Raw genomic sequence first — 14,216 nt, 5'->3', positions numbered from 1 at the left:
GTACGGACCACACCATTGACAAAAGCCAAATCGGCAAACATGTTGTTCCTCATAGTGATTCGGGACGGAACGACCACGGGCGCACCCGTTCGATCGCCGCACCGATATGGAAGACGGTGGCATCGTCATAACTGCTACCGACAATCTGCACCCCGGTCGGCACGCCATTGGAAGCGCGACCCGACGGGACGTTCAACACCGGGCACCGGCTCGCGATATTGAAAACGGGCGTCAGGGCGTGCTCCAGGTAGTGGTCGAGCTCGACGCCGTTCACCACCAGCTTGGTGTCGATATAGTCCTCCCCCGCCAGCAGCGCGGGCGTACCCATGGTCGGGCAGATCAGGGCGTCGTAGCGATCCAGCAGCGCACCGATCGGCGCGTAGATGCGCCCCTCCAACTCCAGACCCTCCAGGAAATCCCCCGGCTCGATGGCGGATTCCCGCGCGAATTCCAGCGCGTACGGCGTCAGCAGTTCACCGTATTCGGCCGCGACCTGTGCGACCGCCGGCCCGAAAATGCCGCCGAAGTGGATGGTCGCGGCTCGCATCACCTCGGCACTCTTCAGACCGACCTCGACCTCCTCGACCACCGCACCGGCCGCGCGCAACGCCTCGGCGACGGCGAGCGTATTGGCCGTGATTTCCGGATCGATCACCCAGTCACCGAGATTCAGCGCGACGGCGATGCGCATCCCGGCGATATCTCCGAGCTCGTTCGGGATGTACACGGCCGGGCGCAGCGAGACCACATCACCGGGATGGGGGCCGACGATAACGTTCTGCAGCAGTGCGCAATCCGCGACGGTGCGCGCCATCGGACCGTCATGGCAGTAGTGATCGAGGTTCATCGGCGGCAGCGCGGGCACGCGACCGTACGGCGGTTTGTAGCCGACGGTCCCGGTCGTCGAGGCGGGCAGCCGGATGGAGCCGCCGATATCGGAACCCGTTGCGAGCGTGGCGGTTCCGGATGCGAGTGCCGCAGCGCTACCGCCCGATGAGCCGCCGGGCGAGTAGTCCAGATTCCACGGATTGCGGGTGATGCCCCAGATCTTCGAGTGTGTGAAAGCGGCACAGCAGAATTCGGGAGTCGTGGTGCGGGCGTGCACGATTCCACCCGCCGCCAGCACTCGCTCCACCACGGGATGCGTGATATCGGACAGTTCATCCGCGCCGGCCAGCGAACCCTCGCAACTGCGACGGCCCGCGATCGGCTGCTCCTCCTTGGCCGCGACGGCCAGCCCCTCGAGCGGGCGCGGTGAACCGCCGGGCAGGTAGGCACTCTCGGCCGCCTTCGCTTGCGCGAGGGCGTCCTCGAAGGTCTGCTCCGCATGCGAATTGACCTGCGGTTCCACCTTTTCCGCGCGTGCGATGACAGCGGTCATCAACTCCACCGGGGACAGGTCCCGGCTGTGGAACAGGCGCAGCGCCTCGGTGGCGGGCAGGTATGCGAGATCGTCGGTCATGCTTTCTCCAAAGCTCTTCTGTCGGCTGCGATTCGAGCGGTATCCCAGCCGCGGCGGGGTACCGAATCCAGCAGCAGCCGGGTGTAGGGGTGTTGTGGTTCGGCGAGAACCTGTGCGGTCGAACCGGATTCGACGATCTCGCCGTGGTAGAGCACGATCACGTTCTCGGCGACATGCCGGACCAGCGCCAGATCGTGGCTCACGAATACATAGGCGATGCCCAGGCTTTCGCGGAGTTCCCGCAGCAGGTGCAGGATCTGCGCCTGGATGGAGACATCGAGCGCGGCGGTGGCCTCGTCCAGCACCAGCACCTTCGGTTCGGTGGCCAGCGCCCGGGCCAGGGCGACGCGCTGACGCTGACCGCCGGAGAGCGCACGTGGTAGGGCGGCGGCTTCCCGCTGCCCCAGTCCGACCTGCTCCAGCAGTTCGTCACGGCGTGAATGCCGTTGTGCGGCAGTCATATCGAAGTGCAGCCGGAGCGACTCCTCCACGCAGGCCCCGACGGTGATCCGCGGATCCAGTGACAGGTACGGATCCTGGAATACCAACTGCACCTGCCGGGCCCGCGCCAGTCGCGCCGCCCGGCCCCGGGACGCGGCAGTGCGATCGACGCCTTCGACCAGAATCCGACCGGAATCCGGATACTCCAGCCCGACGAGCATGCGCGCGGTGGTGGTCTTCCCGGACCCGGACTCGCCGACAATCGCAAGCGAGCCACCGGATTCCAGCGTGAACGACACATCACGCACGGCGACGTGATCGCCGAAACTCTTACACAGCCCTTCGGCCGCGAGCACGCTACCCATGGACCAGCTCCTCGGCCTTCAAACAGGCGACATCGATGGCGTGAGAATCGTGCTGCCCCAACCGCAACAGCACCGGATCCTCCTGTGTGCACCGCTCCCCGGCATGCGTGCAGCGCGCTGCGAAGGCACAGCCGGTGCGGGCCTCGGCCAGGGACAGCGGCCTGCCCGGTACGCCGCGCGGTGCGGCATCGGACTCCAATTGCGGTGTGGCGGCCAGTAGCCCGGCCGTGTACGGATGCCGTGGTGCCTCGAAAAGCCCGTCCACGGACTGTGATTCGACAATCCGGCCCGCGTACATGACATAGATCCGGTCGCAGATGGCGGCGGCCAGCTCCAGGTCGTGGGTGACGAAGAGCATGCCCATCCCCCGCTCGGCCTGTAGGCCGGTCAGGATGGAGATCACCTCGGCCTGCGTGGTGACATCCAGGGCGGTGGTCGACTCGTCGGCCAGCAGCAGCCGCGATCCACCACTCAGCGCACCGGCGATCATGACGCGCTGCAGCATGCCGCCGGAGAACTCGTGCGGATACTTGCGCAGCGCACCGTGCGGATCGCGAATACCCACCGCTTCCAGGAGTTCTTCGGCCTTGGTGAGTGCCACCCGCTGGGATACACCGCCGGCCCGCAGCGCCTCGGTGAGGAAGTCGCCGATCCGCCGCAGCGGATTGATGGAGGCGCGCGGATCCTGGAAGATCATCGCCGCCTCCTGCCGACGCAGTTGACGCAGCCGGGATTTCGACATTTTCAGGACGTTGTCGCCGCCGACCAGCACCTCTCCGGTGGCCTGCGCACCATTGGGCAGCAGGCCGAGTACGGACCGGCAGGTCACCGACTTACCGGACCCGGATTCGCCGACCAGTCCGACCGTCTCGCCCGCCTCGACGGTGAGTGAAACCCCGTCCAGAATCGGGCGAGCCGCGCGGCCCGCCGCCAACTTCACTGATAGATCACGAATTTCGAGCATTACCGCTCCCGCTTCGCCAGATGGTCGGCGAAACCCTCGCCGACGGTGCTGAACGCGACAACCGCGATCACAATGAGCACGCCGGGAGCGAGTGCGGGCAGGAGCGCACCCCGCTGCAGCGCCGCCGAACCCTCATTGATCATCGCGCCCCAGTCCGGCGTCGGCGGTTGCACACCGAAGCCGAGGTAGGACAGTGCGGCCAGATCCATCAGCGCGTAGCCGAAATTGATTGCCGCCTGGGCCAATACGAGCGCGGCGATATTCGGGATGAGATGCCGCAGGCTGATCATCCAGCCCGACCAGCCCTGCACCTGATACGCCTGGATGTAGGGCCTTGCCTTCTCCTGCAATGCCACGCCGCGTGTCAGTCGCCCGACGTACGGCACATACGCCACGCTCATGGCGATCACCGGCGCGGTGCCACCGGCCCCGAAGATCGCGACCAGCAGAATCGCCAGCAGCAGCCCGGGGAAGGAGAACACCATATCCATGGCGCGCGAGAGCACCGCGTCCACGACCCCGCCGTTCCAAGCGGCGATCACGCCGATCAGCATGCCGAGCACCGTGGAGAAGACCACTACGACCAGCGGGCCGAGCAGGCCGGTGCGCGCACCGACGATCAAGCGCGACAACACATCCCGGCCGGATTGATCGGTACCGAGCGGATGCGCGGAGCTCGATCCGGACAGGGTCGCCGACAGGTCGACGGCATTGGGGTCATGCGGTGCTATCCACGGTGCGAACAGCGCCGTCAGCACCAGTAGGCCCAGCACAACCAGCGCCGCGATCAGCGTGGCATTACCGCCGCCGAGCCGGATACGCGGCATTGCCCAGCGTCGTTGTAACAGCATCGGTTTATCCAAAGTTGTCATGCCGCACCGACTTTCACTCGTGCCAGGCGCGGATCGATAATCGGCAGCAGCACATCCACCAGCAGATTGACGATCACGAAGGCCGCCACGACGAGCAGACAGACCGCCTGCACCACCGGGAAGTCCTTCACCGCAACCGAACTCACCAGCAACTGGCCGATACCGGAGACACCGAACGCGGTCTCCACGATCGAGGTGCTCACCAGCAGTCCGGCCACCACCGTGCCGGTGACCGTGGTGATGGGGCCGAGGGCATTGCGCAGCACATGCTTTCGGATAACGCTCGCCTCGGGCACACCCCGGGACCGCGCCACCTCCACATGCTCACGCCCCAGCTCCGCCAGCATCGACGCCCGCGTCACCCGCGCCAGCAGACCGACGAAGGTGAACGCCAAGGCGATCGCGGGCAGGGTGAGATGGCTGATCCGCCCGCCCAATCCGGCCCCGCTACCGTCGCCGAAGGCGGGCAGCCAGCCGAGCTGGACCGAGAATACCGACACCAGGATTACCGCCGCCACGAAAGCCGGTGTGGCGGTGGCGATCGCGGTGATGGTCATGACGGCCCGGTCGACCGCGCCCGGCCGCAATGCGGCCAGAGCGCCGAAGACCAAGCCCACCAGCACAATCAGCAGGGTCGCGTACCCGACCAGCCACGCGGTGGTGGCCATTCGGGAGGTCAGCAGATCGCTCACGTCCTGGCGGAACTGCACCGATCGGCCGAAATCGCCGCGGCACACGCCGCCGATCCAATCGAAGTACCGCACGATGAACGGATCATCGAGGTGGTACTGGGCGCGAATCGAGGCCACCGCCTCCGGCGTCGCCGGATGGCCGTGCATCAGGAAGGTCACCGGATCACCCGGAGCCAGGTAGAGCGAGGCGAATACCGCGAACGAGGCGGCGAACAGCGTCGCCACCAAGCCCGCGATCCGTTTGGCGACAATCATGACGCGGAGCCGAGTTGCGCAGCCCACGGGTACTGCAGTTGCGCGATGGACGTGGTCGCGCCGGTCAGCTTCTTGCTCAGGAACATATTGTTGGGCGCCTCGTACAGCGGAATCCAGGCGAGGTCGTTGACCGCGATCTGCTGCAGCTTCGACGTCACGGCGCAGCGCGCGGCCGGATCGGCCGTGGCCCCGGCCTGGTCAACCAGCTTGTCGTAATCCGGATTGGAGTAGCTGCCGTAGTTGAGCGCGTTTCCGGTCTGCAACATGCCGTAAATCTCGAGCGGATCCGGGGTCGAGTCGTACCAGAAGGTCGTCATCAGATCGATTCCGGCGCGGGCGGAGGCATCACCGAACAGCGCGGTGTAGGCGTCCGGCGCGATCGGCTGCAACTGCACATCCAGACCGATATCGTGGCCCGCCGACTGGACGGCATTGGCGATGACACCGAGCTCGGGCGACATGGTGCTGGTCGCCATCACCACCTTCTTACCGGTGGCTCCGGCCTGTTCGATCAGTGCCTTGGCACCGGCCACATCGCGGGTGAACTCCGGCAGTTGCGCGTAGTAGTCCTTGGCGGCATCGGGTGCCAGACCCCACGCGCCGATCGCGGCAGGGGCCTTGGCAGGAGTGCCGTAACCGCCGACCGCCGCCGAGATGATGCCCGAACGGTCAAGGGCCATCGACAGCGCCTTGCGAACCCGTGCGTCACCCAGCGTGCCCTGCAGATTGGTGGGGATCAGGCTCACCGCGGTGGTGCTCGGGCCGAAGAACAGGGTGCCGTTCGAAGCGGTCTTCAGTTTGTCGAAACCCGTCGAGGGCAGCAGATATCCGCCGTCCACCTCGGACGACAGCATGGCGTTCACCCGCGCGGCCGGATCCTGGATGAAGACCATCTTCATGTTGGCGGTCTTCGGGGCCAGCGCGGAATCCCAATACCCGTCGAACTTCTTCAGGTTGATCGACTGGCCCTTCTGCCAGCCTGCCAGCGTGTACGGGCCGGTGCAGTTGACGCCGCCGTCCGGGGTGCCGTAGTTGGCGCCCGCCTTGGTCAGGAACGCGGCGCTCTCGATGGTGCCGGCCGAGGTGCCCATCTCCTGGTTGAACAGCTGATCGGGCTTGCGCAGGTGGACCGTGACCTCCATCGGGCCGGTCTTGTCGATCGATGCGACGTTCTGGTAGGCCGCGACCCAGTAGGACCCCACCGCCGGGTCCATATGCCGACGCAGGCTGGCGACCACATCGTCGGCGGTCAGCGCGGTGCCGTCGTGGAATTTCACGCCCGGGCGGATCGTGTACACCCAGCGCAGCGGATCCGGCGAGGTCGCGGCGGTCGCGAGGCCGGGTTCGACCTTCATGTCCGGGGTGATGCGGTTCAGCTGGTCACAGACATTGGACAGCACGGTATTCGGCGGGTAGTCGAAGGCGTACGCGTAGTCGAGCGACTGCGGTTCGGCGTAGAGAGACCAGGTCGCGGAGTCGACCGGGCCCTTGGCGGCGGGGGTTCCCGCGGTGATCTGGAAGGGCAGGCCGCCGCCTCCGCTGGACGTGGTGGCACCGCCACAGGCCGTGGCTGCGAAGGCCACGAACGCCATGACGGCGGCGCTCGCGATTTTTACCGAAGGGACGGGACGCATCGGGACACCTCTTGCTGATGTGATCCAGATCATTCGATCTGCATTGCTGGTGGTGGGCAGTCAAGATGAAGGAACGTTCCTGCACAAGTGCTTTGAAGAAACGTTTCTGCGGAGGAAACAAAGGGTTTACAACGCGACACAGTTCGGCTATGCCATGATCGGGCTATGAGCAGGCCCGATCCCCGCGTCCGACTGGTGGATGTCGCCCGTGCCGCCGGCGTTTCCAAAACCACCGTCTCGGACGCACTCAACGGCTCGGGGCGATTACCCGACGCCACCCGCGACCATGTGCGGGAGACCGCGCGACTGATGGGCTACCGCCCCAACGCCACCGCGCGGCTGCTGCGCGCGGGGCATACCCGGCTACTCGGTCTGGCCGCGCGCGAATACGTGGAGACCTCGTGGGTCTACACCGATATGGCTTACTTCTCGCAACTGGTCACCGCAAGCACCCGCACCGCGCTGGCGCACGGCTACGGCGTGGTGCTACTCCCCACCACCTCCCCCGGCGACCACTGGGTGAATATGCCCCTTGACGGGGTCTGCGTGGTGGATCCGGTGGATGGCGATCCCATGGTGGCCGACTTCCTCTCCGCCGGCGTGCCGGTGGTCAGTGACCGCCGCGCTCTCGCCAACCTGGCCGGCCCACTGAGCCGCTGGGTCGACTTCGATTACGGCGCCGCTACGCGCACCGTGCTGGACCATTTGAAATCCCAAGGCGCACAACGCATCGTGCTGGTCTCGGCGCGATCCACCGCCAGCTACAACGCCGAATCCGAACACGCCTACCGGGATTGGTGCACCGAGCACCATCTGGACCCGATGGTCACCATGGTCACCATCCCCGGCCCCGACGGCGTGCGCCTGCCCGTCGACGAGGCCCTCGCAATGCACCCGGATGCGATCTTCACCCTCGCCGAGGTGAGCCCCTTGATGCTGCTGGACGCGGTCCGCCGCGCGGGCCGCACCGCACCGGACGACCTGCTCCTGGTCTGCACCAGCGAGGACCCCTCCGCCGCCTACACCGATCCCCCGCTCTCCACCCTCAGCTATCTGCCGAAGGAGACCTCCGAAGCCTCCGTGGATTTGCTCATCGACATTATCGAGGGCCGAAAAGGCGTGCCCGGCAAGCTATTCGACGCCCACCTCGAGGTCCGTGCCTCCTCCTTCCGGAGTGCTGCGCGCGTTGACCTGCTCACCTAGATAGCGCAGCACCACCGCGGCCACCGCCACCACCGGAACCGACAGGAACGCGCCGACGATTCCGTACAGCGCGCTGCCGACGGTAATGGCCAGCAACACCACCACGGCGTGCAGTTGCATGCTGCGGCTCTGCAGAATCGGTTGCAGCACATTGCCTTCCAGCTGCTGCACCACCACGATGATGGCCAGCACGATGAGCGCGCTGGTCAGACCCTTGGTCACCAGGGCCACCAGGACGGCCAGCGCGCCGGCGACGAACGCGCCGACGATCGGGACGAAACCGCCGAGGAAGGTCAGCACGGTCAGTACGGCGGCCAGCGGAATGCGCAGGATCACCAGGCCGCCACCGATCAGCACCGCGTCGATGAGACTCACCAGGGCTTGAGTGCGAATGAATCCGCCGAGCGTGGCCCACACCCGGTTCAGCACCTCTTCCACATGCCGGCCGCTGCTTCTACCCAGCTGCGAATGCAGCCAGGGCAGCAATCGCGGCCCGTCCTTGACGAAGAAGAACGTCAGCATGAGCACCAGAAACAGCGTGACAATCGCCGAAGTCGCCGAACTCACCCCGGCGAATACTCCCGAAGCGATCCGCTCGGCACTGGACTGCACCTTCCCCACAATCGCGTCCACCGCCGAATTCAATTGCTCATCACCGATATTCAACGGCGGCCCATGCAACCAATCCCGGACCTTATGCACCCCCTCGGTGGCCCGATCCGCCAACTCCGGCGCCTGATCCACCACCGACGGCACGATCAACGCGATCACCCCGACCAACAGCGCGAGCAACCCCACCGTCGTAATGGAAGCCGCAGCCGCAGCAGGGAACCCGCGCGCAACCAGCCACCGGGTCGGCGGCCACAACACCGTCGACACCACCAGCGCCAACAACACCGGCAGCACCGCCACCCACAATTTCCCGAGCACCAGCCCGAGCACCCAAACGCCCGCGGCAATCGCGACCAAACACAACGACCACTTGGCAAGCCAGATCAGTCCCCGCCCGATAACCACACCCCGGTCGGCAGCACCCGAATCCTTCGCACCGGCAGGCGCGGTCAATTCATCCGGCCCCGAAGGCACCCCGTCATCGATCACTGGCTCGCTCACGCCGCCCAGTCTGGCATGACAATCCAGGTGATCCAGGCACCTACGCTGCCATCACCGCATGTCGACGCGGGTCTATCGCGTTTCGCGACCTGGGACGGGGCAGGCGTCCACGGCTTCGGCTACGACTTGGGGTTCGGGGGAAGGGGTGGGGCGGGCTCCTTGGTCGTAGGTTTCGCCGGTGATGATTTCCGTGGTGCTCAGGATGTCGAGTTCGGTGGAGGCGAAAACTCTTCCGCGGCTCAGGAATCGGTAGCCCTCCGGGGATTCGAGGCTGAAACCTGAACCGCGGCCCGGGACTACGTCCAGGACGAGTTGGGTGTGTTGCCAGGCGGTGAATTGGGGGCCGGAGATCCATACCGGCGCAATATCTTCCGAGGGTGCGGGGGTTGTGGGGTGCTCGCCGGTGCGCAGGCGCAGGTCCAGGAGGCCGAGAAGGACATCTCGGTCGCCTATGACGAATTCGCCTGCGGGGTAACACATGGGGGCGGAGCCGTCGCAGCAGCCGCCGGATTGGTGGAGCATGAGGGGGCCGTGCGTGGCGCGGAGGCGACGGAGGAGATCCATCGCCGCCGCGGTGGCACGGACCCGCCGAGGGGCGGGGGCGGGCATCAGAAGAAGCCTTGAGCCTTGCCCGCGTAGCTGACCAGGAGGTTCTTGGTCTGCTGGTAGTGGTCGAGCATCATGCGGTGGTTCTCACGGCCGATACCGGACTGCTTGTAACCGCCGAAGGCCGCGTGCGCCGGGTACTGGTGGTAGGTGTTGGTCCAGACCCGGCCCGCCTGGATATCGCGTCCGGCGCGATAGGCGACCGAGCCGTCGCGGGACCAGACGCCCGCGCCGAGCCCGTACAGGGTGTCGTTGGCGAGCTTGACGGCATCGTCGTAGTCGGCGAAGGAGGTCACCGACACCACGGGACCGAAGATCTCCTCCTGGAAGATGCGCATGGAGTTGCTGCCCGTGAAGATGGTCGGCTGCACGTAGTAGCCGCCGGAGAGGTCACCGCCGAGCTCCGCGCGTTCGCCGCCGGTGAGCAGGGTCGCACCCTCACCCTTGCCGATCTCGATGTAGGACAGGATCTTCTCCAGCTGATCATTGCTGGCCTGCGCGCCGATCATGGTCTCGGAATCGAGCGGATCCCCTTGCCGCACAGCCTTTGTCCGCACCACGGCGGCGCTGAGGAAATCATCGTAGATATCGGCCTGGATGAGCGCGCGCGACGGACAGGTGCAGACCTCGCCCTGATTGAGCGCGAACATGGTGAAGCCTTCCAGGGCGCTGTCCTGGAAATCGTCATTGGCGGCCAGCACATCCGAGAAGAAGATGTTCGGGCTCTTGCCGCCGAGTTCGAGGGTGACCGGGATCAGATTCTGCGAGGCGTACTGCATTATCAAACGGCCCGTGGTGGTTTCACCGGTGAAGGCGATCTTCTTGATGCGCGGACTGGAGGCCAGCGGCTTGCCCGCCTCGACACCGAAACCGTTGACGATATTGACCACGCCGGGCGGCAGCAGATCGCCGATGATGCTCATCAGGAACAGGATTGACGCCGGAGTCTGCTCGGCGGGCTTGAGTACCACCGCGTTTCCGGCGGCGAGCGCGGGTGCGAGCTTCCAGATGGCCATCAGGATCGGGAAATTCCACGGAATGATCTGTCCCACAACGCCGAGCGGCTCATAAAAGTGGTAGGCGACGGTATTGCTGTCGATCTCCGAGAGCGAACCCTCTTGTGCGCGAATGGCTCCCGCGAAGTAGCGCAGGTGGTCGACGGCGAGCGGGATATCCGCGGCCATGGTCTCGCGGATCGGCTTGCCGTTGTCCCAGGTTTCGGCGAGCGCGATGGCCGGGAGGTTCTCCTCGATGCGGTCGGCGATCTTATTGAGAATGACCGCGCGTTCGGCCGGAGACGTCTTGCCCCACGCGGGTGCGGCGGCGTGCGCGGCATCGAGGGCGAGCTCGATATCCTCGGCGGTGCCGCGGGCGATCTCGCAGAAGGTCTGTCCCGTAACGGGTGTCGGGTTTTCGAAGTACTGCCCCTTGACGGGTGCGACCCATTCGCCGCCGATCCAGTTGTCGTAGCGGGACTGGAAGGACATGGCCGCATCGGGGGTGCCGGGGCGGGCGAAGACAGTCATCGAATACTCCTCGATCTGCTGACGGTTTCTGGCCAGGTGTGATCCGGAACACTACGAGGATAGTTGTTGCAGCACCGTTGCAAGAAGTCGGTCAGATGCCCAGTTTGCGGTCCAGTAGCGATAATTGGGCTTCCACCTGGGCATACATCGAAGAATTGCGGTCCAGCGAACCGAGATACGCGCTCCACGCGGCGAGATCGTCGCGGCCGTCGACCGAACTGGTCCAGCGCGCGAGCAGACGACCATCACCAGCAACGAGCAGGGCCGCCCGCAACCGGCCGTGCAATTCGGCGCGCAGCTCGACAATGCCCGGCGCGAGCGAGCGCGGCAGGATCGGCCCGGGATACGCGCACAGTGCCGCCGCCGCATCACCGCGGGCGAGCGCGCGCCGCACCTGCGTGACATCGGTCTCCAGATCCATCAGCAGGCGATACGGGCGGGAGCCGAAACCGTTCGCACCCACCAGCTTTCGGACCCGAGATAATTCCGCGCGCACCGTCACCGGATCGAGTTCGGATTCATCGAGGAGCATGGCCAGATGGTCCGCGCTCAAACCCTCCGGATGTTCGGCCAGCAGTAGCAGAATCTCGGAGTGCCGCTGCGACAGGCGAATTCGCTCACCATCGCGGATCAGTACCGGCCGCTCCGGCCCGAGCACCTGCAAACGCGCTGTCTCCGAATCGTTCCGCGGATGCGCACCGAGCAGTCCGAGGCGCAGCTCCGACTCCACCGCCAGCACCGTCGCGCGAATCAGCGACAGCACCTCGGGCCCGGCCACGCGCGGTCCACCGGTGATATCGATGGCGCCAATGGTCTTGCCGCTCAATGGATCATGCACCGGCGCGGCGGTACAGCTGAACTCGTGCACGGCCCGGCTGAAATGCTCGGCGCCGAAGATCTGCACCGAGTGGTCGAGGGCCAGCGCGGTCCCCGGCGCATTGGTGCCGACCCGTTCCTCACTCCAATCCGACCCCTCCACGAAATTCATCCCCACGGCGCGATCCTTGACCTTGGGATCGCCCTCCACCCACAGCAGTCGACCGCGCGCGTCACTGATCGCGACCAGCAATCCGGCCTCGGCCGCATCCTCCACCAGGAGTTTGCGCACCACCGGTCGAATCGAGGCGGTCGGATGCGCGGCCCGATAGCGCTGTAGTTCCAGGCCCTCGAGGTCGACGGCCCCGCCGAAACCGTCCGGATCGACGCCGCTGCTGCGACTGCGCCGCCAGGAGTCCAGCACGACCGCCCGCACCGATCGGCCGTCCGGTCTGATCACCGGTAGTCGATCCACGCCCTCGAGAAATGACCTGTGCGCCAGCGAAACCCGCTCCGCCAGCCGTGCGACGTCATCGTCCGGCCGGACCGCAACCCATGGGCTGCCCTGCGCGACAGTGCTCAATCGGTGTCCTTACGTTCCCCCGACTACCACTGTAACGCCGCGTGACGGTCAGTCTGTTCGGTTCAGGATGCTGCCGAGTGGATCGATGACGAGCTGGGATTCGGTGGCATGCACCGTCACCTCATAGACCTGCTGCCCGTTCAGGTGCCGGCTCATGAAGGCCGCGAGTTCGGCTTTCTCCGGGAGCCAGGGTTCGGCCGAGCGGAGATCCAGGGCTCCCTCGAGACCGCGCGGGTTGTTGTCGAGTCCGGCGGCGCGTGGCAGCAGTCGCAGCCCATCGGTGGTGTACAGCTGAACCGGGTAGGCGCGGCCCGTCGGGGAGACGAGTTCGACGTCGTGTTTGGTTTGCGCCCAATCGAAGTGCTCGACGCGCAGGGTCCAGTCGGCGGGGAGTCCACCCCGATAGGTGAGTGGGCTTTCCGGAGCCAGGTTCGCGCGCGATTGGTCGCGGGCGGAGTTCCCGGTCAGCACCGGTTGTGCGAGCGGCTCATCGGTGGCGGAGAACTGCCAGACCTGGTCGGCCAAACCCTTGTGCCAGTAGCCGGTCCGGCCGTCCCTGCGGCCTTCGACTCGTAGTTCGCGGTCCTCGACGGCCGGGCCGGTGTCCTGGATTGACAGTCGAGAGGTGATCTCGCCGGGGATCTTCGGCTGCTTGCGCCAATCCTCGGCGGGTAGTGAGACCGCCGCGTACTGCGAGTCGAAACGTTCCACCAGCTGATTGGGCGCTTGCGCGGCCGGGCCCTGCGGCTGCCAGGTGTAGCGCTCGGGGATGTGGTTCGAGCCCGCCAGGTCCAGATCGTATTTGCGGGTGTACATATCGCCGTAGCGGTTCATCACGACCGTCACCGAGCCCGAGACCGAGAGTGATTCGGAGATGAAACGGCCTTGTTCGGGGCCACCGATCTCATAGCTGAGGTCCGCGGGTAGCCAAGGGTCCTGGTAGGTGATCCGCGAGCCGTCGCCGGTGAGGCTGACGATCTCGACCAATCCGGCGGTCAGCGGGTGCGTATTGCCCTGCGCGTCAACGAAACTCGATGATGTGCGGTGGCTCAGCGCCCACTTGCTGGAGGACACCTGATCGGAGCCGCCATCGGGAATCGTGAAGCCCGGCCATAGCCAGATCGGCCCGCCGTATGAGCGCGTCCAATTCCACAGCATCGGACCGGAGAGCAGATTGTCCATCGAGTAGATCCAGCCCTTCCGGTCGATCGCCACCAGCATATTGGCGTTCACCGAGGTAGCCACGATGCCGCCGTCCAGACAGCCGGGCGTTACGACCTTGCGCCACACCGCATTCGAGTTCCGTGGCCGGGCGTACAGCGACCCGCGCCGCAGCACCACCTCGACGAAGTCATTGAATCCCTTTGTGTTGTCCCGGAATTCGATGCTCGGCGGGAACTCCAGGTCCGCCGGCGCCGTAGCCAGATCGTCGAACTCCGAGACTCCGCGCACGCTCGGTAGCGGCAGAAACAGCCCGGGCAGCGGCGGAATGAGTTGCGGCGACCCGATAGCGGGCACACACCCCAGCGGCTGCGAACCCGGTTCCGCCGCGGCGCTCTGCGCGCCCGTCACCAGGCACGAGGCCACCATCAACACCAACGATCCACGCACACCACAGCCGACATCCGCAGCACCCTACAACCCTCGCGTCCGGTAGTTCGGACATCCACCCGGCGCGACGAAG

13 protein-coding genes are annotated in these 14,216 nt (G+C 65.9%); 2 read left to right on the top strand and 11 right to left on the bottom strand.

Annotation, left to right across the window (positions count from 1 at the left end):
* Positions 1–49: 49 nt before the first annotated feature.
* The 6 genes from GFY24_RS10930 to GFY24_RS10905 are packed head-to-tail and all read right to left on the bottom strand — an operon-like array spanning position 50 to position 6,634.
* The gene (locus tag GFY24_RS10930) at positions 50–1,462 is read right to left on the bottom strand and encodes an amidase (protein ID WP_153804895.1); all 1,413 of its coding nucleotides are present in this window, start codon (positions 1,460–1,462) and stop codon (positions 50–52) included.
* Positions 1,459–2,268, bottom strand: coding sequence for an ABC transporter ATP-binding protein (locus tag GFY24_RS10925; protein ID WP_153804894.1), 810 nt, complete (start codon positions 2,266–2,268; stop codon positions 1,459–1,461). The genes GFY24_RS10930 and GFY24_RS10925 overlap by 4 nt, the downstream gene beginning before the upstream one ends.
* Positions 2,261–3,232 (bottom strand): ABC transporter ATP-binding protein, encoded by a 972-nt coding sequence (locus GFY24_RS10920; RefSeq protein WP_153804893.1) that lies wholly within the window; start codon positions 3,230–3,232, stop codon positions 2,261–2,263. Before GFY24_RS10920 ends, GFY24_RS10925 begins: the two co-directional genes overlap by 8 nt.
* A complete protein-coding gene (locus GFY24_RS10915) occupies positions 3,232–4,083 on the bottom strand; it encodes an ABC transporter permease (protein ID WP_228566187.1) in 852 nt (283 codons plus the stop codon). Before GFY24_RS10915 ends, GFY24_RS10920 begins: the two co-directional genes overlap by 1 nt.
* 17 nt (positions 4,084–4,100) lie before the next feature.
* Complete coding sequence (locus tag GFY24_RS10910) at positions 4,101–5,051, bottom strand: ABC transporter permease (protein ID WP_153804891.1); 951 nt, start codon at positions 5,049–5,051, stop codon at positions 4,101–4,103.
* Positions 5,048–6,634: an ABC transporter substrate-binding protein gene (locus tag GFY24_RS10905; RefSeq protein WP_309230714.1), complete on the bottom strand. Its 1,587-nt coding sequence runs from the start codon at positions 6,632–6,634 to the stop codon at positions 5,048–5,050. Before GFY24_RS10905 ends, GFY24_RS10910 begins: the two co-directional genes overlap by 4 nt.
* Before the next feature lie 7 nt (positions 6,635–6,641).
* Between GFY24_RS10905 and GFY24_RS41065 the strand changes: the two genes are divergently transcribed.
* Both GFY24_RS41065 and GFY24_RS10900 read left to right on the top strand, forming a co-directional pair.
* Positions 6,642–6,854, top strand: coding sequence for a hypothetical protein (locus GFY24_RS41065; protein WP_194852841.1), 213 nt, complete (start codon positions 6,642–6,644; stop codon positions 6,852–6,854).
* Positions 6,851–7,888, top strand: a complete 1,038-nt coding sequence (locus GFY24_RS10900) for a LacI family DNA-binding transcriptional regulator (protein ID WP_153804889.1) — start codon at positions 6,851–6,853, stop codon at positions 7,886–7,888. Before GFY24_RS41065 ends, GFY24_RS10900 begins: the two co-directional genes overlap by 4 nt.
* Here the strand turns inward: GFY24_RS10900 and GFY24_RS10895 are convergent.
* The 5 genes from GFY24_RS10895 to GFY24_RS10875 all read right to left on the bottom strand — a co-directional run bounded on the left by GFY24_RS10895 (position 7,817) and on the right by GFY24_RS10875 (position 14,122).
* Positions 7,817–8,953 (bottom strand): AI-2E family transporter, encoded by a 1,137-nt coding sequence (locus GFY24_RS10895; RefSeq protein WP_153805173.1) that lies wholly within the window; start codon positions 8,951–8,953, stop codon positions 7,817–7,819. The two genes, GFY24_RS10900 and GFY24_RS10895, sit on opposite strands and share 72 nt — an antisense overlap.
* Before the next feature lie 120 nt (positions 8,954–9,073).
* Positions 9,074–9,613: a DUF779 domain-containing protein gene (locus tag GFY24_RS10890; protein ID WP_153804888.1), complete on the bottom strand. Its 540-nt coding sequence runs from the start codon at positions 9,611–9,613 to the stop codon at positions 9,074–9,076.
* On the bottom strand, positions 9,610–11,133 hold the full coding sequence (gene adh / locus GFY24_RS10885; protein ID WP_153804887.1) for an aldehyde dehydrogenase: 1,524 nt from the start codon (positions 11,131–11,133) through the stop codon (positions 9,610–9,612). Before adh ends, GFY24_RS10890 begins: the two co-directional genes overlap by 4 nt.
* A gap of 91 nt (positions 11,134–11,224) precedes the next feature.
* A complete protein-coding gene (locus tag GFY24_RS10880) occupies positions 11,225–12,532 on the bottom strand; it encodes a transcriptional regulator (RefSeq protein WP_153804886.1) in 1,308 nt (435 codons plus the stop codon).
* A 48-nt stretch (positions 12,533–12,580) separates the two neighbouring features.
* Positions 12,581–14,122: a hypothetical protein gene (locus GFY24_RS10875; RefSeq protein ID WP_153804885.1), complete on the bottom strand. Its 1,542-nt coding sequence runs from the start codon at positions 14,120–14,122 to the stop codon at positions 12,581–12,583.
* Positions 14,123–14,216 lie beyond the last annotated feature (94 nt).

The sequence above is a fragment of the Nocardia sp. SYP-A9097 genome (assembly GCF_009649815.1).
Classification (GTDB): Bacteria; Actinomycetota; Actinomycetes; order Mycobacteriales; family Mycobacteriaceae; genus Nocardia.
This window is presented reverse-complemented; position numbering and strand designations above follow the sequence as displayed.